Raw genomic sequence first — 25447 nt, 5'->3', positions numbered from 1 at the left:
GAAGGGGCAAAGCCACAAGGGAAAGGGCACAAAGAAGAACGAAGTGAGACAAGAGAGGTAAGTAGAGAAGAAAAGGAAAGAAGGAGACAACAAGGTGCGTTCTCGAAAGGGGGCGCGCTTTGCCTTTATGCAGCCATCAGGGCGCACATTCCTGGCTGGTTCAAGGTGCGCTGCAGGACAGAAATCAAGATAAACCGCGTCCGACGGCCGCTGGCATTGGTCGTATTCGAGGCTCGACGTGTGGTTATCTTGATGTACGTCAATAAAGGCGGATGTGCGGCGAAATATAGATGGCAAGCTTGAGCATGCCGAGTGGAAAATACGTGGATGCTGTCATGCAATATGGCGGGCCTGATCGATCACCACCATGGCGATTGATCGGATGGCTGGGCCTGCGGCAAAGCGTCATCGTGCACGATAGCCTGGTGTTTTCTATGCTCTTTGGGTTAGCTGGTAGAAAGATGGCTGCCATGATCGATGGAGTTTGGTGGTATGCCTTGTCGTCACGGGCCTGACCGTGATATCGCTGCGACTGTGCGTCCCACAACGGGATGAACAGAGTGCAATCCCTGGAGTCCTGAGGAGTCGCCCATGGAACTGGATCCCGTGATCCTGTCACGCATACAGTTCGGATTTGTCGTGTCATTTCATGCCGTCTTTCCGGTGTTTACCATCGGTCTGGCATCCTATGTGGCCTTGTTGCATGGCCTTTTCTACAAGACAGGCAATGCCGCCTGGGAGCGCCTTGCAGCGTTCTGGGTGAAGGTATTCGCTGTGGTCTTCGCGATGGGCGTGGTCTCGGGCATCGTGATGGCCTTCCAGTTCGGCACCAACTGGAGCAACTTCAGTTATGCCAGCTCCAACTTCATCGGCCCGATGCTCAGCTATGAGGTGGTGACGGCCTTCTTCCTGGAGGCAGGCTTCCTTGGCGTCCTGTTGTTCGGGCGTGGCAAGGTGCCGGAAGGGGTGCATCTGTTCGCGGCCCTGATGGTGGCGCTGGGGACCTTCATCTCCGCGTTCTGGATTCTCTCCACCAACAGCTGGATGCAGACCCCGGCAGGGGTGGAGCTGGTGGATGGTCACTTCTTCGTCAAGGACTGGGCCGCGGCCATCTTCAATGCCTCGCTGCCGTATCGCTTCGCCCACATGGCGATCGCCTCGTTCCTGACCGGCGGCTTCGTGGTGGCTGGGGTGAGCGCTTGGTATCTGCTGATCGGGCGTGATGTCGAGGCCAACAAGCGCGCGCTGTCCATGTGCATGTGGCTGCTGCTGGTGCTGGCGCCGGCGCAGGCGGTGGTGGGTGACATGCACGGCATCAACACGCTGGAGCACCAGCCGACAAAGGTCGCGGCGATGGAAGGCAACTGGGAGACCCAGTCGGGCGCGCCGCTGCTGCTGTTTGCTTGGCCGGACAAGGAAGCCCAGACGAATCACTTCGAGATCGCGATTCCGAAGCTGGCTAGTCTGATCCTGACTCATGACCCCGACGGTGTGGTGCCGGGGCTCAAGGAGGTCGCGCCTGACAAGCAACCGCCGGTGTGGTTCGTGTTCTGGTCGTTCCGCGTGATGGTGGCGATGGGGCTCTTGATGATCGCCGTGGCTTTCATCGGTTTCTATCTGCGCCGCGGGGGCAGGCTCTATCACTCACGTCCCTTCCTGCAGACGCTGCGCCTGATGTCCATCGCGCCATTCTTCGCCGTGCTGGCGGGCTGGTTCGTGACCGAGGCCGGGCGGTCGCCATGGTTGGTTTACGGGATGATGACCCAGCAGGAGGCCGTTACGCCGTCACTCACCGGATGGATGGTGCTGACCACCCTGATCGGCTATTTCCTGGTCTATCTGGTGGTCTTCGTGACCGGCAGCTACTACCTGACCCGCGTCATCCGCGGTGGCATGCAACCGGAACTGCCGCATGACGAAGTCGAGACCGCGATGCGTCCGCTGTCTGCCGCCCATGAGAGCCTGGATGACGATGCCAGCCGTACGGTGAGGAGTTGAGCTGATGGAAATGATCAATCTGACAATGATCTGGGCGCTGATCATCGGTTTCGGCGTCATGATGTACATCCTGATGGATGGCTTCGATCTCGGGGTGGGCATCCTGTATCCCTTCGCTCCTGACGAGCACGCCCGCGACGTGATGATGAACTCGGTCGCGCCCATCTGGGACGGCAACGAGACCTGGCTGGTGCTGGGCGGGGCCGGGTTGCTGGCCGCCTTCCCGGCGGTCTACACCATCCTGCTGCCGGCGCTGTATCTGGGGGTGTTTCTGATGCTGGCGGGGCTGATCTTCCGTGGCATCGCCTTCGAGTTCCGCTTCAAGTCCTCGCGCAATCGCCACTGGTGGAACATCGCCTTCAGCGGTGGCTCCTTCTTGGCGACCTTCTGTCAGGGCGTGGTGGTCGGTGCCTATATTCAGGGCTTCGCCACCGAAGGGCATGTCTACGTCGGCGGCGCCTTTGACTGGTTGTCCCCGTTCACCGTGATCACCGGGCTTGCGCTGGTGGTAGGTTATGCTCTGTTGGGGGCCACCTGGACCATCATGAAGAGTGAGGGCGAGGTGCAGGAGTGGGCCTATCGCATCACGCCGAAGCTGCTGATTGCCGTGCTGGTCGGCTTCGGGGTCATCAGTCTCTACACCCCGTTCGTGGATGAGTACGTGCGGGAGCGCTGGTTCGACCATCTGGGTGTGTTCTGGGTCTTCCCGGTACTGGCGCTGTGCTGCGCGGCATTGATCTGGCGGGCCACCAGCAAGCGCCTGGAAGGACAGCCCTTCGTGGCGACGCTGGGTCTGTTCCTGTTCACTTATCTCGGGCTGATCTTCAGCAAGTGGCCGTATCTGGTGCCACCGGATATCACCTTGTGGGACGCAGCCTCCGCGCCGGAATCGCAGTTGTTCCTGCTGTTGGGCGTCCTGTTCGTCATTCCGATGGTGCTGGGCTATACCGCCTGGAGCTACTGGGTGTTCCGCGGCAAGGTCAAGGAAGGTGGCTATCACTGAATCAGTCAAGTCCCCGGTCGGTAACGCTGACCGGGGCACCCGAAAATGCAGCCAGGCCGGCAGATGGCTGAGACAGCAGGCGACGCGAGAGCGTCGCCTGCTTGGGTTTGCGGCGTGCTTCGGCATCCTGGCCGGCGGCCTGACGGTCGCCCAGCTGGTGCTTGCCGCCTGGGTGATCAGCGAAGCCATCGCGTCTCCCGCCGCGCTGGGAGAGCTCATGTGGCCCTTCGTCGGTCTGCTGGCGCTCCTGGGCGCGCGGGTACTGGCAACGGGTGGACAGGAGTTGTTCGCCCAGCGCGCAAGCCAGCGACTGCGTCAGGCCATTCGTGGTGAGGTGTTGACGGCACTCGAGACATTGGGGCCGGTCCGCGCTGCCCGTTATCACAGCGCCGAGCTCGCCCAGCGCTGGGTGGAACAGGTCGAGGCGCTGGAAGGCTACTTCGCGCGCTTTCATGTGCAGATGCGTCTGGTGGTGATCACGCCGCTGGTGATTCTTGCCATCGTGCTCAGTCAGGACTGGCTGGCGGCCATCCTGTTGGGGCTGACCGCGCCGCTGATACCGCTGTTCATGGCATTGGTCGGCATGGGGGCCGAGTCGCTCAATCGTGACCAGTTTCAGGCGGTCTCTCGGCTGTCGCGTCACTTCGTCGATCGGGTGCGTGCCATCACCACCCTGCGGCTGTTCGGGCTAGGGGATCTGGCGACTCGTGAGGTGACGCTGGTGGCCGATGATTACCGCAAACGCAGCCTGCGCACCTTGCGGCTCGCCTTCCTGTCATCGGCGGTGTTGGAGTTCTTTGCCTCGGTGTCGATCGCCGTGGTCGCCATCTACATCGGCTTCGGCCTGCTCGGCGACATCCCCATCGGGCCCGCCGATGAGCTGACGCTGTTCAGTGCACTGGTGATCCTGCTGCTGGCGCCCGAGTTTTTCCAGCCGTTGAGAACTCTGTCCCAGTTCTATCATGATCGCGCTTCGGCGCTTGCCGCCTCCGAGACACTGATGGAGATCCTAGCGGCCGCCGATACCGCGCCGCCGCGCCATGCCGACCCTGTGGAGAAGCCTGCGCCTCGTGACGCTGCCGACTCACCCACAACGGATGAGCTGCTTCGACTGACGGAGGTCTGTCTGAGCCACCCCGAGCGCGGGCAGGTGCTGGGGCCGCTGGGTCTGGCGCTGATGGAGGGCGAGGTGCTGGTCATCAGCGGGACTTCCGGGGCAGGCAAGTCGACCCTGCTTCAAGTGATGGCCGGCTTCGTGGCCCCTGATGACGGCATCCGCCACATTCGCGCTCGGCTGCGGCTTGCTTGGATGGATCAACGTCCGCTGTTGATGCAGGGCAGCCTGGCCGACAACCTGCGGATCACAGCTCCCGAGGCCAGTGACGCTGATATCACCCTCGCGCTCGAGCGTGCCGGGCTCAAGACCGTGCTTGCCGCCTTGCCTCAGGGCATCGACACGCCGCTTGGCGAGGGCGGGCGCGGGTTGTCCGGTGGCCAGGCACAGCGCCTGGCGCTGGCGCGGGTGTTTCTGAGCGATGCTGCGCTGGTACTGCTTGATGAGCCCACCGCCAGTCTGGATGCCGAGACGGAGCGTCATCTGATCGCGGGCTTTCAGTGGTTGAGCACGCAAGGGCGAACCCTGGTGATCGCGACCCACCATCCGGCCTTGATCGCCATGGCGACGAGCCATCTGGTACTGGAGGAGGGTCAAATCCTGCCGATGGCTGTCACGACGGCCACGGCGACGCGCCAACAGCACGAGCCGACAGGAGACCGCGCATGATGCACCCCGAGAGCGACAGCGTGACCTTGCGCGAGGCACTTTCCCGTCTGGCCCCCTGGTGGCGTCTGCATGATCGCTATCGCCGTCGTCTGATACTCGGCGTGGTGCTGATGATGCTCACGGCCTGCTCGGCACTCGGCCTGCTGGCGGTGTCCGGCTGGTTCATCACTGCATCCGCTCTGACCGGGGCTTCGCTGGCTGCCGGCGCGGCCATGACGCTGGATGTCTATACCCCGGGCAGTGGTATCCGGCTGTTCGCCGTCGCGCGTACCGTGTCGCGTTATCTGGAGCGGCTCTACAACCACGATACCATCCTGCGTCTGCTGGCCAGTCTGCGCGGCACGGCCTTTGACGCACTGGTGACCATGGACCCCGCGCGGGTGGCGGCGCGGCGTTCCAGTGACTGGCTCAACCGCCTGACTGCCGATATCGATACCCTGGATGCCCTCTATCTGCGTCTAGCGGCGCCGCCACTGATGGCGCTGGGACTGATCGCGGTGTTGGTGGTGCTGGTCGCTATCTGGCTGCCGCAGACGGCGGTGTGGCTTGCGGGACTGTTGCTGCTGGGCTGGGCCTGGTTGACACTGGGGCAGGCGCGCTGGGGGCTGAATGCCAGCCGGCAACGCGTCACGACCCTGGAGACGTTGCGCTCGGCACTGATGGAGACGCTGCGTGGTCAGGCGGAGCTTGAGGCCTATGAGGCGCTGGGCAGTGCCCGTCAGCGTCTAGACGAGATCGAATCCCGACTGTTGAAGGATCAGTGGCGTCTGGCGGTGATCGCGGCCATCGGCAATGGGCTGGCCAGTCTGGTGATTGGCCTGTCGTGGTTGCTTTTGCTGGCGGCCGCCATGCAGGGAATATCGGATGAGCGACTGACGCCGGCTGTGATGGTCATGCTGCCACTGGCGGCCATGGCCTTGAGTGAGGGCTTGGCGGGATTGCCGGCGGCCTTCACTCAGGCCGGTGCTACCTTGGGCGCTGCCGAGCGACTCAATGAGCTGTCCTTCGCCACGCGACCGCTGGAAGGTCGGCAGACCCTGGCCAGCGGAGCCGTCCGGGTACAGATACAGCAGGTGTCGTGGCGTTATCCCGGTGCCTGGTTCGAGGCGCTGCATGAGGTAACGCTTGATATCGTCCCAGGCACCCAACTGGCCATCTGTGGAGCATCCGGTTCCGGCAAGTCGACGCTGGCGGCCTTGCTGACTGGTCAGACGCGCCTGCAGAGCGGCAGCATCCTGCTCAATGATCAGCCCATCGAGGCCTGTTCGCCCGAGGCGCTTTCCCATGCGGTGGGCTGTCTGACCCAGCAGGTGGAGCTGCTGGATGCTAGCCTTGCCGACAACCTGCGACTGGGCGCGCGTCAGGCCAGCGATGCGCAGGTCTGGCAGGCTCTGGAAGCGGTGGACCTTGCCGAGTGGGCACGCCAGTTGCCGCAGGGGCTCTCCACCCGAGTGGGTGAGGGCGGCCGGCAGGTCTCGGGGGGGCAGGCGCGGCGCCTGGGGTTGGCGCGTCTCGTGCTGACGGACCCGGGATTGCTGATTCTGGACGAACCCTTTTCCGGCCTGGATGCGCGCACCACACAGCGTATGGCACAGCGTCTGGAGGGTTGGTTCAAGGCGCGAACGGTGATCTATCTGCTGCATGAGCATGACTTGGCTTCACCGCGCCCCGGTACGCAGAGCATCACTCGGGTTCACTCACTTCCGGTAACGAGTAGCGTTCTGGCGCAAAAGAAACTCTGATCCCGGAATCCTCTCTGTGGCAATCGACCTGGCTTGCAGAATGACATGCACGGTTACCTCTCAGGCCGTGCATTTCTTAGTGACGATCTTTTTTCCTGTCTTAAGCCTTCGCTAAGCTGGCGACCCTAGTCTGGGGATATCTTCCTCGATGAGGTGCCCCATGGAATTTTCAAGCTCTCAGCTTACGACAGCGACGGTTGCGGTCAGCAATGATGTTTCGCCTGTTATCCGTTCCAGTAGTTCTTCTCTTGTAGCAAGAGACACTTCGTTTCCAGAGACGCCAGCGCCATCCGATATCACGGTACGCAATCAGTTGTATTGGTGCGATATAGCTGGCCGGCCTCAGGCAGAGGCCTTCGTGAAAGCTTGTTTCCAGCGTCACCACAGTGCGCGCATTCACGTCCACTATTCTCGTCTGCTGGTGATGCAGGGTGAGCCAGAGGGTGTTCATTCGCTTGATATCGGAGATGTCGGCATTCATGCAGTGACTGGGTTGATGCGCGCCGATGAAGGTCCCTTGAGGGTGGAAGACTATCTTGGAGTTCGCATCGAGACGCTGCTGGCCGACACTGAGCAACGTCAGATCGAACGGCATCAGATCATGGAGATCGGTGCACTATGCAGCGCCACTGCGGGTGCAGGACGAATGCTGATGTTGGCTCTGGTTGAGGTGCTGGCGAGTCTCGAGGTCGAGTGGCTGGTGGTGACGGCTTCGCGCGAGGTGAGAAATGGTCTGTCACGTCTGGGTATCGCCATGCGTGATATGGGCAAGGCCGATCCCACATGCCTTGACAGTCAGGATGATTGGGGAAGCTATTATGCACATGATCCTCGCGTCGTCGTTATTCGTCCCTTGGATGAGGCTCAGCGGATGGGCAGCTCTCCTTTGGGGCGCCGATTGCTGGCTGGAGCACCACGCTTTCTGAAGACAAGCCTTTCACCATTCCCGGCATTTCCTACCACTAACGGAGGATGCTGAGGTGAACTCACGACTGCTGGAGACGCTAGAGCTCCTGTCCGAGGTCGACCCTGCGCGAGTCTTGCTGATAGGGCGCGATGCCATCCATGAGGATCGAGATTACACGGCAAAGCAACTATGGGAGGCGATCGAGGTACTTGGAGGCGCCTTCAATGCCGTTGGTATTCGCCATCTGGGGTTGGCGGGGGACAACAGTCCGCAGTGGCTTGTCATCCAACTTGCCGCCTGGCGGGCGGGTATTGTCGTTACCCCTATTGCGAATTTCTTCAGTTCCGAACAGTGCCAACATCTGTTGGCTACTACGGCACTTGATGCCATCGCGAGCGCTGAACCGGGGGCGTTGACTCGTCTGGTCAATTTAGAAGTTTCCAATGAGAGTCTGGCCGATGAGTCATGGCATGCTCAGCTGGATCATGAGATTGGCGAGGGCGAATGGAGGTCCCGCTGTCTGTCGCTGGAAAAGGGTGAGGCGGTCTATCTGATACAGCGCTCATCCGTCCCTGCTGCCGTCCCAGCCGGCACTGCATTGATCACGTTCACTTCTGGGACGACAGGGGCGCCCAAGGGAGTCTGTCTGTCGCTTGAGCATCTTGAAAAGGTTCTTGAGGGTCTATCGGCACGATTGGAGCCCGTGACGCTCAAGCGGCATGGCGTTCTCCTGCCGCTGGCAGTGCTACTGGAGAACCTCGCTGGTGGTCTGCTGGCACTGTGGCAAGGCCGCTGCGCCATCGTGGATACCGCTAGTTGCACTGGATTGATTGGTAGTGGAGGGCTCAATGCCCTGACGCTTGAATCCTGGCTTGATGAACGTCGGCCCCAGAGCCTGATTCTGGTCCCTAATCTGCTGCAGGTATTGGTTGCATTGTGTGAGAGCTCACCGATTGAGTCACCTTGGCGCAACTCACTGACGCTGGTCGCGGTCGGTGGAGCCAAGGTCCCCGCTTCGCTGCTGGCGCGTGCCATAAGGCTTGGCCTGCCGGTCGCCCAGGGATATGGCTTGTCGGAATTGGGGTCCGTGGTGTGTCTGTCGTTACCTGGGGAGGAAAAAGGCGAAATTGACAGTGTCGGGCAGCCGCTTGAGGGCCTGAATCTCTCACTCGATGATACGGGACAGCTGATGATCCACGGCCGTCGCATGCTGGGCTATCTGGGGGAACTGAATCCCTTGTCAGCCGATCAGCCATGGCCCAGTGGTGACCTTGCTCGCTGTCTCGAAACCGGGGGCTGGTGTCTGGAAGGGCGACAAAGAGACGTGCTGATCCTTTCCTCGGGCCGAAATGTCTCGCCAGGGTGGATCGAGGCAGAGCTGGCACTCATTCCCGGTATCCGACAGGCCTTCGTGGAGGGTGATGGTCTATGCGGATTGATTGCCTTGCTGGCACCGGTGCTCAACGGAGACTCCACGTGTACGGAGGATGCCATTGCTCGAGCGATTACCCTGCTCAATTCTCGTTTGCCTGATTACGCCCGACTTGTTGCCTGGCAGGTACTGGAAGCATCACCGGATACCACGCAGCCATTATCGATTGCCAGTGGTGAAATGACGGATAACGGGCGCCTCAGGCGCGCGCGTATTCGTGAACGGCGTGGTGATGATCTCAAGCGATTAGCTCAACGCATCTCGACGCCATCGACCGTTTATCCCTGCCCCTCTTCTTCCCAAGAGTCTGACGTATTGTCACGTCATCACAGTGCTTCCTGAGGAAATGATCATGTCCTTAAACAACAACGTCTCATCATGCCAATCTGTCAATCGGCAGGCGGATACTGGCGAAGTCGCTAGTCAGACTCCTGCTGCCTCTGGAGCTGGCATCCCCTCCGACAATGGCCGGCCTGATGGGTTCTACCGTCAGTTGGTCGCTGCCACGGCCACGGAACGCGAGAAGTTGCTGTCCGGTCCTCTGGTGGCCCGTGCACTGAATGGCCAGATCACCCTGGCGGAATATCGCGCCTTCCTGGCCCAGGCCTATCACCATGTGCGCCATACCGTATCGCTCATGATGGCCTGTGGGGCGCAGTTGTCAGAACCCGCTCATGTCTCGCGAGACGCGCTGCGTATGGCCGTCGCGGAATACATTGATGAAGAGAAGGGGCACGAGCATTGGGTACTGGATGATCTCGCTGCGACGGGAGTCCCTCGTGAGAGGGCGGTGCAACGAGCGCCACTGTTGGCAACCGAGCTGATGGTGGCTTATGCCTACGACAGCATACGTCGGCGTCATCCACTCAGCATGTTCGGGATGGTGCTGGTGCTGGAGGGGACCAGTACTGCTGTGGCCAGCGGGGCCGGACGAGCCGTGCGTGACAGTCTGGGACTCGGAGATGATGCCTTCCACTATCTTTTTTCTCATGGCGAGCTTGATATCTCTCACATGGAGTTCTTCGCCAACCTCATGGACAGTATCACCGATGAAGGAGAGCAGCAGGCAATTATCCATGCCGCCAAGGCCTTCTATCATCTCTATTCCAGTGTCCATCAGGCTGCGCTCGAGGATGCATTCCACTGGACTGATGCGGCGCTTGCAGCGGATTGCGCCATGGAGAAGGAGGCGTTGGCATGAGCCACTCGCTTCACGCATCCAGAGTATTGATCACAGGGGCCAGTGGCGGGATAGGACGGGCACTGGCCCATGAGCTGGCGAGGCTCGGCTGTGAACTATGGTTGGTAGGGCGTCGTCGTGACACGTTGGAGGCATTGCGTGATGAGTTGCCCAAGGGCGTGGTAACCAGCTTGCTGGCACTTGATCTGACCCACGTCAGTGCCCGTGAGGCATTGAGTGATGCACTATTGACCTGTCCTCAGTCTCAGCGCCCTTTTCTGGTGGTACATCTGGCGGGTGTGAATGAGGTTGGCTGGTTTGCCCAACAGTCGAGCGAGAAGGTGGAACGATTGCTCGACATCAACTTGACCAGCACGATCTTGCTGACCCAGCAGCTCTTGCCGATCCTGGCGTTGGCAGAAAAAGCACAGTTGATGCTGGTGGGGTCGATGCTTGGTCATATCGGCCACCCTGGCAATGTTGCCTATTGTGCCTCGAAGGCAGGACTCAGGGGGTTCAGTGAGGCATTGGCGCGAGAGCTCGCAGGCAGTTCCGTGAAGATACAGTACATTGCACCTCGGGCAACTCGTACTCCCATCAATCCACAACATGTTGAGCAGATGAACGCGGCATTGGGCAATGCCATTGATGAGCCAGAAAGCGTTGCGAGACTTGTGGTGAAGCAGTTGGCTAGTGGGCAAGTGCGCCAAACGATAGGGTGGGCAGAGCGATCCTTCGGTGTGCTCAATAGTTTGTGGCCGAGACTATTGGACCGTGGATTGGTAGGCAAGCGTCAAGTGATGGAACGCCATCTCGGTCCGCTCTCACATACGAATGAAAAGATAGGGGCTACCTCCCATAAAGCGTGAGGATGCGAATAACACGTCAAATTCGTGCGAGCGGGATCGGGGTCTGTCTGCCAGTATCCTTGGACAGCAACGCAAAAGGCCTCCCTCGGGAGGCCTTCTTCATTTCTTTGACTTGGTGGCATTAGGCGCAGGCTCTGACATCGCGTTATGCAAAGACTTTAGGGCCATCAGTCCCAGTCGGGCGCAATGTCCGGATTGGCGATACGCTCGCCGCGATCCAGCTCGGCGATCTTGGCCATGTCCTCGCCGGTCAGCGTCAGCGAGAAGGCCTCGATGTTGCTGCGGATGTTCTTCGGCTTCGTAGAGGACGGGAAGGTCACGATGTCCTGCATCTTCAGCCACGCCAGAGCGATCTGCGCCGGGCTGACGCCGTGGCGGTCCGCGATGATCTTGAGGGTCTCGTCATCCATCACCTTGCCGACGGCCAGCGGCATGAAGGCGCTGACTTCCAGCCCAAGCTCCTGACACTTGTCGAGCACCTTGCGGTTCTGCAGGAAGGGATGCACCTCGACTTGGTTGGTCAGCAGCTCATCACGCCCCAGAATGCCGACGGCGCGTTCCATCTGCTCGCAGGTGAAGTTGGATATGCCGATATATCGCGTCTTCTCCTCGGCCTTCATCTTGGCGAGCGCCGGCAGGTAGTCCTCCATAGCGACTTCGTCATTGGGTGACGGCCAGTGGATCAACAGCAGGTCGACGTAGTCCATCTGAAGCTTCTCGAGGCTTTCCTCGACGCTCTTCTCAAGATCACCTGGCTGGAGGCGGTCGTACCAGATCTTGGTGGTGACGAATAGCTCGCTGCGGGGGATGCCGCTGTCGGCGAGCACCTGTCCCACTTCGGCTTCGTTGCCGTAGAACTGGGCGGTATCGAAGTGACGATAACCAGCGTCTAGCGCCGCCTTCATGCTCTCACGCAGGGTGTCGCCTTCCAGACGGAAGGTGCCAAAGCCGGGATTTGGTAGGGTAGTCGACATGCGATAACTCCTGTTGACGTTCCCGCCGAGTGCGGCGGGGACGTTTCCATGTGTTGTGTCGTGTTTACTGGGGCTGTGAAACTGGCGCGACAATGGCGTGCCTACGCATCAGTCATGTGCCGGTTGCGCAACAATCCCGCGCCGCCCGCCATGCGCGTCATTCGTTGGGCGTGATCACGAATTTCAGGGCGCGACGCTCACCACTCTTCAGTTCGGCGAGGCAGGCCGGCAGCGCGGTGAACGGCTCGATGCAGGGCGCCGGCTGGTTCATGGAGCCATCGGCGATCGCTTCAAGCAGACCTTCCCCCGCCTCGACCAGGCGTGCCCAGTCCTCGTCGTCACCCGCCCAGTGCAGCGCACCCAGTGCAACTTCGTGCTGCGAGATGGCGCGATCGAAGGCCGGCGCGGCCGCCTGCTCCAGGCGGTCCTGAATGCAGACGATGTGGCCATTGGCCCCCAGATGGCGGGTCATCTTCTGGGCGTGATCACCATTGACGGTATCGATCACGGCGAAGAGCGGCGCGTCCAGCTGCTCGGCGTCCGCAAGCGTCTCGTCGGCGCCCAGCGCCTTGAGGTCCGCGTGGCGCTTCTCGGAGGCAACGCCAATGACGTGGAAGTTGCGCTGTCTGGCCAGCTGGATCAACCAGCGGCCCACGCTGCCGGAGGCGCCGGTGATCAGCAGGCGTCGCCCGGTCTTGACGGGCAGCTTGTCGATGGCAAGCCAGGCGGTCAGTGCCGGGCACGGGAAGGCGGCGGCGTCATTGAAGCCCAGGGTGACGGGCAGGCGCATCACGGCGCGCGCCGGCACACGCAGGCGTTTGCTGAAGGTGCCCGGCCCCGCCAGAGTGGTGTGGACCGCGATGCGATCGCCCGGCGATACGTGACTGACATTGGCACCGCAGGCAATCACCTCGCCGGAGGCATCGACCCCGGGAATCTGACCGGCTTGCCACAGCTCGCTGTCCATCGCCATGAACTTCCAGTCGACGGGATTGAGGCCGATGGCACGCGTGGCGACCAGTACCTCGTTGTCTCCCGGCGCGCCGATGTCCACCTCTGACTGCTCGAGCGCCTCAGGCTCGCCCGGGCCTTGCCATACCCAGGCGGGCGCCCGGGTGGCGCTGTGACTGATGTCTTGTGTGGTGGTCTCTGTGGAATCTGACATGGGATCTCCTTGCAGCGTGAACGATGAATCCTTTCCGTCATGGCGGGGGCAGGTCGCGCGACCCGCCCGGCTTACCAGTGCGCTCAGTCAGCCGGGCAGATCAGTGCAACCCTTGCGCCCTCATGAGAAGTGCGGCAGCACCTCACGCCCCAGTTCCTCGAGGGTTTCCGTGAGCGGGCGGCGATTGCGACGCAGGTGGAAGCCGATGTGATTCACCCCGGCATCCTGCATGGCCGACAGTTCTTCCATGAGGGCAAGGCGGCCACTCGACAACCCGAAGCGATGACGACGCACCGGGGCGTGCGGATCTTCTTCCAGATTGAGGTGGATGAAACTGACGTAGGGTTTGTCACCGGCGACCTGACGCCAGAGCGCCACGCGGCGGATGTGGTCCTCCGGCGTGCCCGGGTAGGCCAGCCAGCCGTCCATCTCGCGACCGATCCACTCGGGCGTCTGCTGGGAGAGCCCGGCACTCAACAGCGGCGGACGCGTCGCGGCAGGCAGGATGGCCTGGCCTTCGCTCAGGGCGTCGTCCGCCTGGCCCTTGATGACGTCCACCGCGTGACGGAAGGCGGCACCACGGGTCGCGAACTCCTCACCGAACAGCGGGTATTCCGCCGGTCGGTCGCCACTGGCGACGCCCAGCAGCAGGCGGTCTTCGCTCAGGGCCTGCACGCTGGCGGCGGCCTTTCTCACCAGCCACGGCTGGCGCAGCGGCAGCACCGCGGCAGCGGTACCCAGCAGCAGGTTGTCGGTGTGACTGGCCAGATAGCCCAGGTAGGTGAACAGCTCGAAGACCTGACCGGCATCGCCGAAGGCGGGGTCGAACAGTGGCACGTCACGCAACCAGGCAGCACGGAAGCCGAGCCTGTCGACCTGTTTGATCAGCTCGGCATGGGCGCGCATGTCAGGCACGCCGAAGGGCGTGGAGGGGGCTCTGTCAGTGCGGACCCAATCATTGTCGAGGGGCAGTTCGACGCCCAGGGTCAGGGGGCCTTGAGTGAGACGATCCAGCGGGCGGGTCGGGGAGATCATGATGGAGTCCTTCAGCAAGCAGGTGGGTAGACGACGGTGCCCCCGAGCCAGCAGGCTGAGCTGTCGGAATCGGGGGCAGGTCGTGATGGCGGGAGGCTTCGCGGCGGATCAGGCGGTCGCGATGGAAGAGGCGTGACGGTTGTCGAGGCGACCGGCTAGCAGGGTCAGCAGCAGGGCGGCGGTGACGATCAGCGCGCCGATCCAGGCGGTGTCGGTCAGTGCCATCCCGGATACCACCTGGCCACCGACGATGGAGCCCAGTGCGATGCCGATGTTGAAGGCGGCGATGTTGAGACCGGAGGCCACATCAACGGCCTGCGGCACGAAGCGTTCGGCCTGCTGCACGACGTAGACCTGCAGGCCCGGCACGTTGCCGAAGGCGAAGGCACCCCAGATCAGGATGGTGATCACGGCGGTGATCGGGTTGGCGGCAGTGAAGGTCAGCACGCCGAGGATGACGATCAGGCCACCGAAGATCAGGGTCAGGGCGCGGATCGGGCCCATGCGGTCGGCCAGCTTGCCGCCCTGGATGTTGCCAATGGCGACCGAGACGCCGTAGACCAGCATGATCAGACTGATGGCACCTTCATTGAAGCCACTGACGTCCTGCAGCAGCGGGGCCAGATAGGTGAAGGCCGTGAAGGTGCCGCCGTAGCCGAGAATGGTGATCAGGTAGACCAGCAGCAGGCGCGGATGGGTCAGCACCTTGAGCTGTTGGGCGAAGGTGGCCGGTACGTTCTTCTTGAGATTGTTGGGCACCAGGATGGCGCTGCCGATCAATGCCAGCACGCCTAGGAGCGAGACCACGAGGAAGGTGGCGCGCCAGCCGAAGTGCTGACCGATCCAGGTGCCCAGCGGCACGCCAGTGACCAGAGCCACGGTCAGGCCGGTGAACATGATGGCGATCGCACTGGCTTCCTTGTCCTTGCTCACCAGGCTTGTCGCGATGGTGGAGCCGATGGAGAAGAAGACCCCGTGGGCCAGGCCAGTCAGGATGCGCGCCGTGATCAGCGAGCTGTAGCTGGGTGCCTGCCAGGCCAGCAGGTTGCCGGCGATGAACAGCGCCATCAGTCCCAGCAGTACCAGCTTGCGATTGAAGCGGCCGGTCATGGCGGTCAGCACGGGGGCGCCGATGGCGACACCGACGGCATACAGGCTGACCAGCAGGCCAGCGGAAGGCAGAGAGACGCTCAGGTCCTGAGCGATGGTGGGTACCAATCCGACGATCACGAACTCGGTGGTCCCGATGGCAAAGGCGCTCAATGTCAGCGCCAGCAGGGCAAGGGGCATGGCAGTTCTCCATCAGCAATGGGTGGGTCTTGGATGCTGTGCAGTCTGCCGTGAGATACCTTTGTGATAAACGCACGAAATGATGAAATACTTTTGCATTTTTCGTAAAGATTCCCGATGACGGCGTCATTTCTCCCATCCTTGCAGCGCCTGTCCCTGTCAGCTTGTGGGGCCATATCGATCGCGATCTCGTATCACGTGGCGCCACTGGCTGATTCAACAGGGCGACTCAATTGGGCGACTCAACAGCGGGATTCACCAGGGTGACTCCACAGGGCAGGACGCAGCGGCTACACTGCGCGCCGAGAATTTTCATTCACTCCCTGTTCACATCGGAGATCGTCTTGGCCGCGCCTGACACCCCGTCTTCCTCTCAGCCTGATGCCCGGGCTGTAGAGACTCCCTGTTCCTTGCCGCGCCTCGTCGTGCCCTCGACCTGGCGGGGCTGGAGCCTGCTGGTGATCTTCCTGCTGCTGGTCGTGATGGGTATCTGGCCGGTGATCGGCTGGATCAACCAGCAGACCCTGTTGTGGGGCATGCCGTCCTTGATCATCTGGAGTTACCTGATCATCTTCGCCTGCAGTGGCGCGATGTTGCTGGGCAATTGCCTGTTGCGCCGTCGCCACGGCGCAGACCCGCTGTCAAAAGCGTCCGCTGGCGAAAGAGATGGAGGCACCGCGTGATCGATCCGCATGCCTTTTCGTCCGTGCATGACAGCGTGCCCTTGCTGGTCACCCTGGGCTATGTCGTTCTCGCCATGGCCATCGGTCTCGGCGCGCGGGGCGGCCGGCGCATGGACACGCTGGAGCAGTGGGGAGTTGCCGGGCGCTCGATGGGGCCCGTGACGCTCTATCTGTTGATCGCCGCCGGCAGCGTCAGTGCCTATACCTTCATGGGCGCGCCGGGCTGGGCCTACAGCAAGGGCGTGCCGGTATTCTATGTCGCCATCTATCTGGCCTATCTGGCGCTGGTGGCCTGGTACTTCGGCCCCAAGGTATGGAAGTTCGGCGAGCAGTTCGGGCATGTCACCCAGGCAAGCGCGATCGCGGACCGCTATCAGAGCCCTCTGCTGGGCGCGCTGTCGGCACTGGTGATGTCGATTGCCTCCATCGCCTATGCGGTCCTGCAGACCATAGGCTCAGCCTACATCCTGCTGGTGATGAGCGGCGGGCGTATTCCGCTCTGGGCTGGCGTGTTGCTGGTGCTCAGCGCGATCGCCGTCTATCTGTTCGTCAGCGGCCAGCGCGCCATCGGGCGCACCAATGCCTTCCAGGGCGTGTTGATGCTGGTCGTTGCCTGGGTGATCGGCCTCTGGGCGGCCTATCTCTCCACCGGCGAATGGGGATTCAGTGGCGTGTTCACGCGTCTTGAGGCCAGTCACCCGGAGTATCTGCGTCTGCCCGGCGCCGGCGGCGACATGAGCTTCAGCTTCTGGACTACCTCGATCATCGTCTCGATGCTGTCCTTCATGCCGCCGGTATGGACCCAATGGATGAGTGCCGCCTCCGCCGGCACCATCCGTCGCAGTGCCAGCTGGCTGCCGACCTACTATGTGGTGATCCTGCCGCTGGTGGTGGTCGGCTTCATCGGTATCTACAGCCTGCCGGAGCTCGAGCGCGCCGACACCGTGGTGCTCGAATACGCGATGGCCAACATGCCGGTCTGGCTGGTAGGCCTGTTGGGTGCGGGCACGCTGGCGGCCTCGATGTCCTCAAGCGAGCCCTTCATTCATTCGGTGGCCCTGAGCCTGAGCCGTGATGTGCTGCAGCCGGGTTTGAAGCTTGATGACCAACACGCTGGCAAGCTGGCGCGCTGGCTGATCTTCCCGGTGATGTTCCTTATCGTGGCGCCGCTTGCGATCTGGGAGCCGGGCAATCTGGTGATGATCCTCTTGATCGGGCTGGGCTTTGCCTCTCAGGTCTTGCCGGCATTTCTGGGCATGTTCTTCTGGCCGCGTGCCTCGGCGGCAGGTGTCATCAGCGGCATCAGTGCCGGCTTCGTGGTCACGGTGCTGTTTACCGTCGTATGGCCGCATCCGCTGGGCCTGCATGCCGGTTTCTGGGGGTTGATGCTCAATCTGCCGGTCTTCGTGCTGGTGTCGCTGCTGACACGGCCGGTGGATGAGGCGGTGACGTTGCGCTTCTTCCGCATCGCCGCTCCCTGGAGTTTCAAGCGCTGAGATTGCGCAGGGAAGATCGCGAGCGAAGTGATGTCGGGGGCATCACTTCGCTCTGATAATCGAGCGTTTGGCTCAAGAACAGTTGTCTGAAATTTGGACAAGTGTTTGACAAGGTTGTTAACGATTGTCACGTTTGCACCCGATCGCTTATTGATCCGTGTCGCCTTGTATAGAGTGAGATTATTGATTGGCTGTCCTCAAGGGAGGGGACGTGAATGAATGATCTGATGGTGCAGGTGGACAGACAGATACAGCGTGAGGGCGGTCTGGGAGTGCATTTCCCAGCCGAGATAGAAGCGCGCTTCGAGCACGATATCCATGTCGCGCGCAGTCACAAGCTTGCCTGCATGGGCGCGGTGGCGATCAGCATCTATGTGCTGTTTCTGCTCAATGACAGGCGCTTTCGCCCAGACCACATGCTGGAGGCCATCGTCATTCGCGTCGGTATCATGACGCCCATCGCCCTGATCTGTATCTATATGCTCAAGCGGGGTGTCTCGCCGGTATTGCGTGAGATGTTGATGACCGCGCTGGTGTGCTTCGCGATGATCTTCACCGCCCTGTTGGTCCAGTTGTCAGTCTCGCCCCATTCCTTCCTCGACCTGTTCGCACTCGGCCTTATCGTGCTGGTGGGCAATGTCCTGTTTCAGCTGCGCTTCTGGTATGCCCTGTGCTCTTCGGCCTTCCATTTCGGTGTGATGCTGTATCTGGTCAATGCCCATCCCGCGCCTTATGAGTCGGGGGGCTTCATGGCGTTGATGGTGTTTCTGTCCATCACGCTGTTTTTGATCATCTCCAATCTGCGCAGCGAAAAGGCCGAGCGCCTTTCCTACCTGCTGCTGCGTGAGCAGCTCAGGGTCGAGGAGTTCACCGAGAAGCATGAAGAGTTTCGACGCCTGGCCTCGATCGACCCCTTGACCGAAGTCTATAACCGACGCCACTTTGACAGCCTCGTGAGTCCGCTGCTCGGCAAGCAGGTCGACAGTCGACTTCAATACGGCGTGGCCATGATCGATGTCGACCATTTCAAGGCTTACAACGACCACTACGGCCACGTGAAAGGGGACCTGTGCCTCAAGCGTATCGCGACGGCCATCTTCGAAAGTGTGCACCCCGATGTTGATATCGTGGCGCGATTCGGGGGAGAAGAGTTCGTGGTGCTGTTGCCATCCTGTACGCCACAACAGGCGTTGGCGCGCGCAGAAGAGATCATTCGCCATGTTCGCGACCTGGCGCTACCGCATGCGGGGAGTTCACGCCATGGTATTGTCACCATCAGTATCGGGGTCTCTGCTGCAGGCACCGGCCAGGGTTGCAGCTTCGAGACCATTCTCAAGCAGGCGGATGAGGCGCTTTATCGCGCCAAGGCCTCGGGACGAGATCGCTGCGAGCTGTTTGCTCAGCAGGATCCGCAAGCGCTGGGCCGAGCCTTCGCCGGCTAGCGTCGCTTAGGCCGTTCTCGGGTTTCAACCCCGTGCCACTTACCTCAAGTGCCTGACACGGGTAAGGTTGAGGTAAATGGCCGCAAGTTGATGAAATTTGCTACATGTCTGAACCGCCACCCGAACCAGTTGAATCCTCTGAACTGTCAGCACGGTCTGAATTGTCAAAACCGTCTGAACACTCTGAACGGCCCTCGCAATCCCGTATGCTTCCTCTAGCGACGGCGCCGGAGCCTCTCTCTGCGCCGTATCCGCGCCCGGATTCACCGCCACTGCTGGCGCCGGGGGCCGCCGAGCACACGCTGAATGTCTGGTTGGTGCCGCGCTTCTCGATGTTGACGTTGTTCTGCCTGCTGGAACCGCTACGGGTCGCCAATCGCTTCGGACGGCCGCTGTTCGCCTGGCGTCTGCTGTCCAGTGATGGCGAGGCTGTCGTGGCCAGCAATGGCGTGCGCATCGACGTCGATGGCGCCTTGTCGTCTCTGGTCAATGAGACGCAGTCGGGTGGCCAGAGTGGGGCGCAGACGCGCTTGATGGTGGTGTCATCCTACGGGCCGGAAGTCAGCGTCAGCAGCCAGGCGCGTGGCGTGATTCGGCACCTGGCAGCCCACGGCGCCTGGTTGGGAGGGTTGGATACCGCCCCCTTCATTCTGGCGCGCGCCGGGGTGCTCGCCGGTCATCGGGTCGCCCTGCACTGGGAGAGCGTGCCGGCCTTTCGCGAGGAATTTCCTCATCTCGAGATCAGTCAGGCCGACTATGAATGGCAGGGCGAGCGGCTGACGGGGTCTGGCGGCGCGGCCAGTATCGACATGATGCTGGCGTGGATCGAGTTTCTGTATGGGCCGTCGCTGGCGGACGCCGTCGGGCGGCAACTGGTACATCAGCGCGGGCATCTGGCCACGCCTGCTGCTGTCAGCACTCGAGACGATTCGCTGCCACGCAGTGTGGTCAAGGCGCTGGCTGTGATGGAGGCCAATCTTGCCCAGGTGCTGACGATCCCCGACATCTGTCGTCTGGTCGGCCAATCCCAGCGCCAGCTGACGCGTCTGTTCATGGCTCACTTCGAGGAAACGCCCAAGCAGCGCTATCTCGGCATGCGGCTGGATCATGCCCAGTGCGTATTGGCCGACAGCAGTCGCAGCGTTTCCCAAGCGGCTCTCGGCGTCGGGTTCACGCATCTGGCGCACTTCTCGCGTGCCTATCGCCAACGATTCGGTGAGCCGCCCAGCGCGACCGCGCGCCGTGGTCAGGCCACGCCCTGAGGCGGGTCATCATCCTCCGCTCCCTCAAAGCGGCACGGATGACGTCGAGGGCACAAAAAGAGCCGCAAAAGGGAGTATGATCGCGCCGCTGCGCCGCTGCGCCGCTGCGCCGCTGCGCCATCGCAGCAGACGACTTGGCAGAAGAGGCCATCACGGTTCGCGACAAGCATATACGCCAATGTTTCATGCGCACGCCAGCGCACTGCAGGAGGCTTCACGAGAATGAACTGGATAACCTGGCTCGACCTGGCCGGTGTGATGATCTTTGCCCTGACCGGTGTCGTCGTGGCGTGCCGTTCACGCATGGACCCGATCGGCATGCTGGTGCTGGGCGCCGTGACCGGTATCGGCGGCGGTACGCTGCGTGATCTCGTGCTGGGAATCGGCCCGGTGTTCTGGGTCGAGCAGCCGATCTATCTGTGGGTCATCCTGTTGACGGTAATGGTGGCGACGCTCGGCTTTCATTATATCCATCGCCTGACGCGGGTTTTCCTGCCGGTCACCGATGCCTTCGGGTTGGCGCTGTTTACGGTGTTGGGCGCGCACAAGGCTCGTATGCTGGGCGTGGATGGCATCGTGGCCGTCTTGATGGGCACCATGAGCGGCGTGGCGGGTGGCATGATCCGTGATGTGCTCGCGCGCCGTGTGCCGATGGTGCTGCGTCAGGAAATCTACGCCTCGGCGTCGCTGGCGGGTGGCATTCTCTATATCGCGCTTCTCGAGGCGGGTGTTGGCCTGGCGTGGGCCACTGGAGCTGCCATCTTGCTGATACTGGCGATTCGCCTGCCGGCGATCTATTGGCATCTGACCTTGCCGACCTTTGCCTGGGTGATCATCCCGCCACCCCCGCTGGCTTCGCAAGACAGTGGCCAGAGGCATGATCAGGCCCCGTTGCGGGCAGCGGGCATGGAGGGGGAGAGTCGCGAGGGTGCGCACGCCGCCCCAGATGGCAGGCCTCGTCAGCGCTCGGAATTCGCGACGACGCTGGGCGGCTCGATCGGCGCCAGCGATGTCTCGCCCTCGGGGCAGCTGGAGACACCGCCGGCGCCTCCGTCATTGCCGCAGCGCACCCCCAAGGCAAGGGTCAGGATGCTGCGCCCTGGCGAGCGTCGCCGTGGTGGGCTCTAGGCGACATCCTTTTGCTGTGTGATTTGATCGGCAAGCCATATTGCAGAAGCGATCATGATGCGGATGATTATTGTGATTTCTGCAAAGATGCATGGGACCATGCATCTTGCACTTTCAAGGAGATCGCAGCATGCGCAGCCGTTCGGATGACCTCGAGTTGCTACTGGCCGTGGTGGATAGCGGGGGCTTCAGCGCCGCCGCCAATCGGTTGAACATTCCGGTGGCCAAGGTATCGCGGGCCATCCAGCGCCTGGAAGGTGAGCTGGAAACGCCGCTACTGAACCGCACTACACGCAGCGTGGCGCTGACCGATGAGGGTCGCGGCTTCGTCGAACGCGTGCGCGAGGGCTTGTTGCTGCTCGGCAGTGCCGAAGAGGCTCTGTTGCAGCAGCGCGATCAGCCCAGTGGCCGGCTGCGCGTCGATGCCGCGAGTCCCTTCGTGCTGCATCAGCTGGTGCCGCTGGTCGCGGAGTTCTCACGCAGCTATCCCGGCATCGCGCTGGAGCTGTCAGCGGCCGATGACATCATCAACCTGCTGGAACAGCGTACCGATGTGGCCATCCGCATCGGCGAGCTGGATGATTCCACGCTGCACGCCAAGGTGCTGGGGCGCTCCACGCTGCATCTGGTCGCAAGCCCTGCCTATCTGGCCGAGCATGGTGTGCCGTCCAGTGTCGCGGCGCTGCAGGCCCATCAGCTGCTGGGGTTCCTGCCCCCCAGTCGTCTCAATCGCTGGCCGCTCAAGGGTGCTCCACAGGGCTTCGACACGACACCCCATCTGCCGACCACCAGTGGCGAAGTCATGCGTCAGCTGTGCCTGGCGGGGCATGGTATCGCGCTGATCTCGCGCTTCATGCTGGGCAATGACCTCAAGACCGGCGCTCTGGTGGAAGTGTTGCCCGGCCAGATCCAGAGTCCCAATCCCCGCGAGCAGATCCAGGCGGTCTATTACCGTAACAGTACGCTGTCGCCGCGCATCAGCGCCTTCGTCGAGTTTCTCGCCACCCGCCTGACGCTGTGAGTGGCTGATGTCTGGCGCCCCAGACTTGTCCTGACAACAGCGGGTAAAGTGGCGCGGATATGTCCTGGCGCAGAGTGTTAACGATTATCCCGCACCTGAAGCATGGCAGTGGAGTCGGGCTGATTTAAATAAACTTTATAATCTCTTGATGAAAACTGTTTATTGACGCATGTTGCATGGCGTATTTTACGGGCAATAGCGATATATTGGGCTGACAAGGATGTAATCAGCGCTTCAGGGACGAGCAGATGATAGCCAAGGAAAAAGAGGCCTACAGTGGCGACGATGAGCGCGCCAGGTATGGTCACCGCCAGGAAGAGGATGTGGCCTTCCATCTACGGCGTGCCTTCGGGGGCGACCCCGAGGTCGTGATCTTCAATGATCTGCGACTGAAACATGGTGAGGAGAATGCCCAGATCGATCATCTGGTCATGCATCCCTTCGGGTTCATCATCATCGAGTCGAAAAGCATCACTGGTGAAGTCAGGGTCAATGCGGCAGGTGAATGGCAGCGCAGCTATCGGGGCAATTGGTCTGGGCTCAAGTCACCACTGCGTCAGGGGGAATTGCAGCAGGATATTCTCAAGCGCCTATTGATCGAGCATCGCACTCACTTGATGAACAAGACCCTGGGGCTGCAAGGCGGCTTTGCCGGTCGACAATGGAAAGTGCTGTGCGCCGTCTCGAGCAATGCCATCGTGCACCGTGACGATATGGCCAAGGGGGTCTCGGCTCAGGTGGTGAAGCCGGAGTTTCTCCACGAGCAGGTCAGTGGCCTGATCGGGGCGCGTTCGATGGTCAAGCGTGCCTTGCTGTTCGATACGCGTCCGGAATTCACCAAGGATGAGCTTGAGCGTGTCAGCGAGTTCCTGCTCAAGCAGGACGCCCGTTCGCGTCGCGCGCATGCCGTCGAGACCGTCCGTCGCGAGGTGAGTCGTCGCCCGCAGCCGGCAGCGAAGACGCCAGACGCCGCTGACAGTGCCGCGAGTCGATGGGCGGTCAATGAGGGTTGTATCCGCGAATCTGATAGCAAAGCCCTCGCCAACAAAGACCTCGGTAACAACGGCGCGGGCTACAGCGCTCATGGGGGCAATGGCATTGGCGACAATGCGCCAGGCAGTCATGAGCTTGACGACCAGGAGCGCTGTAATAAGAAGCAGCGCGCCATGGCCAGGCAGGGAGGCGATTCGAGTGCAGTGGCAGTTGCCATCCCCGCCGCCGCGGCAGTCAATGAGGCGAAGGCAAGCGCCGAGAGCGTCGCTAAGCCAAAAGCTGAAACCAGAGCCGATACAACAGCGCCGCCAGCCGAGGCACCTGTCGGGTCGCCAGTGCCTGAAGCGTGTCTGGCCTCGCCACAGTTGAGCGAGCATCTCGACAGAATTACCGCACGCTTGAATGCTTCCGCCGCCACGCAAGCGCCACAGGAAGTCCGAGTCCAGTGCCAGAAATGTCAGGAAAAAGATGCACTGCTGGGGCGTTACGGCCCCTACGGCTATTACGTCAAATGTCAGGTCTGCAACGCCAACACATCACTCAAGCAGGGCTGTCCGGCCTGCGAGCATCACAGCGTACGCCTGAGCAAGTCCGGGGCGGTCTACTCGGGGCATTGCCCGCAATGTGAGCATGAGTTCGTGATATTCCGACAGCCCGACTGATGTTGTGCCTTGCAGAAAGACAACGCCCGCATTCCTGACCAAGGAATGCGGGCGTTGTCTTTCAGAGGGTCGACGCGACCGACCTCTCTATTGCCGATTCAATTATCGACTCAATTGTCGACGGGCCAGACCTTGAAGATACGGTACGGCGCCTGGCCGCTATCCTTGCCGTCATTGAAGGGCGGCGTGCTGTCGAGCTGATTGACGGTGACATAGAGCCAGCCGTCGGCCGCCATGCGCACGCCATCCGGCCAGTCGAGACGTTCATCGCGCACCAGCGGCGTCAGTTTGCCATCGGCGCCCAACACATCCAGCCCATGCTGATTGAGGTTGGTGAAGTAGTGGATGCCCCCAGCGGTATCTGCGCCGTCGGAAACGGGCTTGTCGCCGACGCGCGTGATGGCAGCGGCGATGGTGGCGTGATCGGCGCCTTCGCGCAGCAGCTTGGCCGGTAAGCTGTACCAGCTGTGGCCGGTCATGGCGCCGAAGAAGACCGTCTCGCCATCGCCGGACAGGGTGATCGGGTCGACGCCGACCTTGGCAGGCTTGCCATTGAACTGGACGTCCTTGCCATCGATCTTGAGCTTGGCACCAGGTTCTGCCTCAAGCGCCGGGTGCTCGCTGAAGCGGGTGGCTTCGCCGCTCTCCAGGTCGACGGTGATCAAGCCCGGATTGGCGATGTCTGCCAGATAGGCCACGCCACGGCTGCGGTCCACCGCCAGGTCCTGAACGAAGCTGCCCTCGGGGGCGATGTTCGCAGGCAAAGTCAGCTTGATGATCAGCTTTCCCGAGGCAATATCGAAGCCCCACAGGCGGGTCTTGCCCAGATGCAGCCCCATGTCGGTGATCCACAGTCCACCCTGGCCATCCTGGTAGATGCCCAGAGGGGAATCGATGGTGGCGTCGCTGTAGCGGCCGGCATGCGTCTGCAAGGCAGGGGAGGGCCAGGCGCGGTAGCTGTTCTGGCCGGTGATCTCGACCAGTTGCACGTCGTGATCCCCATCCATCGGGTGGATGGTGGCGAAGACCTGTCCATTGGGCGTCACCGCCACATTGCCGGGGCGAATCTGCATGACGGCGACAGAGCGCATTTCACCGTAGGCAGGCCCGGCCTTGAGCGCTGAGGTGGTGGCCGGCAGGGTCGTATGGCCGTTGGCGCAGCCCGTCAGCAGGCCGGTAAGCAGGGCGACCATGCCCAGATGTCGGGTCGAACGGACGGGGTCAGGCATCAATGTTTCCTTGTCGTGATAATGCTGGTGTTACTGTCGCGGTCAGCGATATCTTGAAGGCAGGAATTTCTCTATTACGATAATTGCCTGAAAAATCATGGGCATAGAGTAACCTAAAGCACCGTGCAGACCAAAAAAACGCCCTCATGGAGG

General features: G+C 61.6%; 19 protein-coding genes and 1 pseudogene. 15 read left to right on the top strand and 5 right to left on the bottom strand.

Annotated elements, in window-relative coordinates; translation table 11 throughout:
* The first annotated feature begins 591 nt into the window (after nt 1–591).
* The 8 genes from LCW13_RS10095 to LCW13_RS10060 all read left to right on the top strand — a co-directional run bounded on the left by LCW13_RS10095 (nt 592) and on the right by LCW13_RS10060 (nt 10914).
* Entirely contained in the window at nt 592–1998 is a 1407-nt protein-coding gene (locus LCW13_RS10095; RefSeq protein WP_225346748.1) for a cytochrome ubiquinol oxidase subunit I, read from the top strand.
* A 4-nt stretch (nt 1999–2002) separates the two neighbouring features.
* Nucleotides 2003–3001 carry a cytochrome d ubiquinol oxidase subunit II gene (gene cydB, locus LCW13_RS10090; protein WP_225346747.1) on the top strand — a complete coding sequence of 333 codons (999 nt, stop codon included), beginning with the start codon at nt 2003–2005 and terminating at the stop codon, nt 2999–3001.
* On the top strand, nt 2988–4784 hold the full coding sequence (gene cydD / locus LCW13_RS10085) for a thiol reductant ABC exporter subunit CydD (protein WP_225346746.1): 1797 nt from the start codon (nt 2988–2990) through the stop codon (nt 4782–4784). The genes cydB and cydD overlap by 14 nt, the downstream gene beginning before the upstream one ends.
* The gene (gene cydC, locus LCW13_RS10080; protein WP_225346745.1) at nt 4781–6526 is read left to right on the top strand and encodes a thiol reductant ABC exporter subunit CydC; all 1746 of its coding nucleotides are present in this window, start codon (nt 4781–4783) and stop codon (nt 6524–6526) included. The genes cydD and cydC overlap by 4 nt, the downstream gene beginning before the upstream one ends.
* A 160-nt stretch (nt 6527–6686) precedes the next feature.
* Nucleotides 6687–7505 (top strand): thermostable hemolysin, encoded by an 819-nt coding sequence (locus LCW13_RS10075; RefSeq protein ID WP_225346744.1) that lies wholly within the window; start codon nt 6687–6689, stop codon nt 7503–7505.
* Nucleotide 7506: 1 nt separating this feature from the next.
* Nucleotides 7507–9207, top strand: coding sequence for an AMP-binding protein (locus LCW13_RS10070; protein ID WP_225346743.1), 1701 nt, complete (start codon nt 7507–7509; stop codon nt 9205–9207).
* Nucleotides 9208–9217: 10 nt separating this feature from the next.
* The gene (locus tag LCW13_RS10065) at nt 9218–10066 is read left to right on the top strand and encodes a TenA family transcriptional regulator (protein WP_225346742.1); all 849 of its coding nucleotides are present in this window, start codon (nt 9218–9220) and stop codon (nt 10064–10066) included.
* On the top strand, nt 10063–10914 hold the full coding sequence (locus LCW13_RS10060; RefSeq protein WP_225346741.1) for an SDR family oxidoreductase: 852 nt from the start codon (nt 10063–10065) through the stop codon (nt 10912–10914). The genes LCW13_RS10065 and LCW13_RS10060 overlap by 4 nt, the downstream gene beginning before the upstream one ends.
* Nucleotides 10915–11081: 167 nt before the next feature.
* Here LCW13_RS10060 and dkgB read toward each other — a convergent pair whose 3' ends face one another.
* The 4 genes from dkgB to LCW13_RS10040 form a co-directional block, all read right to left on the bottom strand.
* The gene (gene dkgB / locus LCW13_RS10055) at nt 11082–11888 is read right to left on the bottom strand and encodes a 2,5-didehydrogluconate reductase DkgB (protein WP_225346740.1); all 807 of its coding nucleotides are present in this window, start codon (nt 11886–11888) and stop codon (nt 11082–11084) included.
* A gap of 157 nt (nt 11889–12045) precedes the next feature.
* On the bottom strand, nt 12046–13053 hold the full coding sequence (locus tag LCW13_RS10050) for an alcohol dehydrogenase catalytic domain-containing protein (RefSeq protein ID WP_225346739.1): 1008 nt from the start codon (nt 13051–13053) through the stop codon (nt 12046–12048).
* Between the two features lie 120 nt (nt 13054–13173).
* Nucleotides 13174–14088, bottom strand: coding sequence for a TIGR03571 family LLM class oxidoreductase (locus LCW13_RS10045; protein WP_225346738.1), 915 nt, complete (start codon nt 14086–14088; stop codon nt 13174–13176).
* Between the two features lie 108 nt (nt 14089–14196).
* Nucleotides 14197–15378 carry an MFS transporter gene (locus LCW13_RS10040; RefSeq protein WP_225346737.1) on the bottom strand — a complete coding sequence of 394 codons (1182 nt, stop codon included), beginning with the start codon at nt 15376–15378 and terminating at the stop codon, nt 14197–14199.
* Between the two features lie 410 nt (nt 15379–15788).
* Between LCW13_RS10040 and LCW13_RS10035 the strand changes: the two genes are divergently transcribed.
* The 7 genes and pseudogenes from LCW13_RS10035 to LCW13_RS10005 all read left to right on the top strand — a co-directional run bounded on the left by LCW13_RS10035 (nt 15789) and on the right by LCW13_RS10005 (nt 24065).
* A complete protein-coding gene (locus LCW13_RS10035; RefSeq protein WP_064503359.1) occupies nt 15789–16061 on the top strand; it encodes a hypothetical protein in 273 nt (90 codons plus the stop codon).
* 74 nt (nt 16062–16135) lie between these two features.
* Nucleotides 16136–17557: a sodium:solute symporter family protein gene (locus tag LCW13_RS10030; RefSeq protein ID WP_225348143.1), complete on the top strand. Its 1422-nt coding sequence runs from the start codon at nt 16136–16138 to the stop codon at nt 17555–17557.
* A 215-nt stretch (nt 17558–17772) separates the two neighbouring features.
* Nucleotides 17773–18999 (top strand): GGDEF domain-containing protein, encoded by a 1227-nt coding sequence (locus LCW13_RS10025; protein WP_225346736.1) that lies wholly within the window; start codon nt 17773–17775, stop codon nt 18997–18999.
* Between the two features lie 206 nt (nt 19000–19205).
* Nucleotides 19206–20261 (top strand): GlxA family transcriptional regulator, encoded by a 1056-nt coding sequence (locus tag LCW13_RS10020; RefSeq protein WP_225346735.1) that lies wholly within the window; start codon nt 19206–19208, stop codon nt 20259–20261.
* Nucleotides 20262–20483: 222 nt separating this feature from the next.
* Nucleotides 20484–21104, top strand: a pseudogene (locus LCW13_RS10015) (trimeric intracellular cation channel family protein); the annotation flags it as partial.
* A 415-nt stretch (nt 21105–21519) separates the two neighbouring features.
* The gene (locus LCW13_RS10010) at nt 21520–22410 is read left to right on the top strand and encodes a LysR family transcriptional regulator (RefSeq protein ID WP_131432217.1); all 891 of its coding nucleotides are present in this window, start codon (nt 21520–21522) and stop codon (nt 22408–22410) included.
* Between the two features lie 248 nt (nt 22411–22658).
* Nucleotides 22659–24065, top strand: coding sequence for a nuclease-related domain-containing protein (locus LCW13_RS10005; RefSeq protein WP_225346734.1), 1407 nt, complete (start codon nt 22659–22661; stop codon nt 24063–24065).
* Nucleotides 24066–24175: 110 nt separating this feature from the next.
* Here the strand turns inward: LCW13_RS10005 and LCW13_RS10000 are convergent, their stop codons facing one another.
* On the bottom strand, nt 24176–25294 hold the full coding sequence (locus tag LCW13_RS10000; RefSeq protein ID WP_225346733.1) for a major royal jelly family protein: 1119 nt from the start codon (nt 25292–25294) through the stop codon (nt 24176–24178).
* Nucleotides 25295–25447: the final 153 nt, after the last annotated feature.

Source organism: Cobetia amphilecti (assembly GCF_020217465.1).
Classification (GTDB): domain Bacteria; phylum Pseudomonadota; class Gammaproteobacteria; order Pseudomonadales; family Halomonadaceae; genus Cobetia; species Cobetia amphilecti.
This window is presented reverse-complemented; position numbering and strand designations above follow the sequence as displayed.

Bases quoted from the DNA above. Each gene is read 5' to 3' on its own strand.
- LCW13_RS10005 (WP_225346734.1), top strand. From the start codon at position 22,659: ATGATAGCCAAGGAAAAAGAGGCCTACAGTGGCGACGATGAGCGCGCC.
- LCW13_RS10045 (WP_225346738.1), bottom strand. From the start codon at position 14,088: ATGATCTCCCCGACCCGCCCGCTGGATCGTCTCACTCAAGGCCCCCTG.
- LCW13_RS10040 (WP_225346737.1), bottom strand. From the start codon at position 15,378: ATGCCCCTTGCCCTGCTGGCGCTGACATTGAGCGCCTTTGCCATCGGG.
- cydB (WP_225346747.1), top strand. From the start codon at position 2,003: ATGGAAATGATCAATCTGACAATGATCTGGGCGCTGATCATCGGTTTC.
- LCW13_RS10065 (WP_225346742.1), top strand. From the start codon at position 9,218: ATGTCCTTAAACAACAACGTCTCATCATGCCAATCTGTCAATCGGCAG.
- LCW13_RS10095 (WP_225346748.1), top strand. From the start codon at position 592: ATGGAACTGGATCCCGTGATCCTGTCACGCATACAGTTCGGATTTGTC.
- LCW13_RS10075 (WP_225346744.1), top strand. From the start codon at position 6,687: ATGGAATTTTCAAGCTCTCAGCTTACGACAGCGACGGTTGCGGTCAGC.
- LCW13_RS10050 (WP_225346739.1), bottom strand. From the start codon at position 13,053: ATGTCAGATTCCACAGAGACCACCACACAAGACATCAGTCACAGCGCC.
- LCW13_RS10010 (WP_131432217.1), top strand. From the start codon at position 21,520: ATGCGCAGCCGTTCGGATGACCTCGAGTTGCTACTGGCCGTGGTGGAT.
- cydC (WP_225346745.1), top strand. From the start codon at position 4,781: ATGATGCACCCCGAGAGCGACAGCGTGACCTTGCGCGAGGCACTTTCC.
- dkgB (WP_225346740.1), bottom strand. From the start codon at position 11,888: ATGTCGACTACCCTACCAAATCCCGGCTTTGGCACCTTCCGTCTGGAA.
- LCW13_RS10020 (WP_225346735.1), top strand. From the start codon at position 19,206: ATGCTTCCTCTAGCGACGGCGCCGGAGCCTCTCTCTGCGCCGTATCCG.
- LCW13_RS10025 (WP_225346736.1), top strand. From the start codon at position 17,773: ATGAATGATCTGATGGTGCAGGTGGACAGACAGATACAGCGTGAGGGC.
- LCW13_RS10030 (WP_225348143.1), top strand. From the start codon at position 16,136: ATGGCCATCGGTCTCGGCGCGCGGGGCGGCCGGCGCATGGACACGCTG.
- LCW13_RS10000 (WP_225346733.1), bottom strand. From the start codon at position 25,294: ATGCCTGACCCCGTCCGTTCGACCCGACATCTGGGCATGGTCGCCCTG.
- LCW13_RS10060 (WP_225346741.1), top strand. From the start codon at position 10,063: ATGAGCCACTCGCTTCACGCATCCAGAGTATTGATCACAGGGGCCAGT.